We start from the raw sequence: 400 nt of genomic DNA on the forward strand, positions 1-400 counted from the left end.
GTCGCGGTTGATGCACTTGTTGGCGCAGGATAGCCGTTTGCGGGAAGAACTGGTGATGAACCTGATTCAGGCAGAGGAGAATACTCCCGCACTTACTGAATGGGCGCAACGGCTGGGGATCGATCTCAATCAACCGCGAGTGGTGGCTATTGTTGAGGTCGACAGCGGTCAGCTTGGTGTGGACAGCGCAATGGCGGAGTTACAACAACTGCAAAACGCGCTGACTACGCCCGAGCGTAATAATCTGGTGGCAATTGTCTCGCTGACCGAAATGGTGGTGTTGAAACCGGCGTTGAACTCTTTTGGGCGCTGGGATGCAGAAGATCATCGTAAGCGAGTTGAACAACTGATTACCCGCATGAAAGAGTACGGCCAGCTGCGTTTTCGCGTTTCACTGGGC

General features: G+C 54.0%; 1 pseudogene. It reads left to right on the forward strand.

Annotated features, from left to right (window positions below):
- Positions 1-400 (forward strand): annotated as a pseudogene (cdaR, locus tag ACNFOC_RS55695) (DNA-binding transcriptional regulator CdaR); the annotation flags it as partial.

The sequence above is a fragment of the Streptomyces colwelliae genome (assembly GCF_048158785.1).
GTDB lineage: Bacteria > Actinomycetota > Actinomycetes > Streptomycetales > Streptomycetaceae > Streptomyces.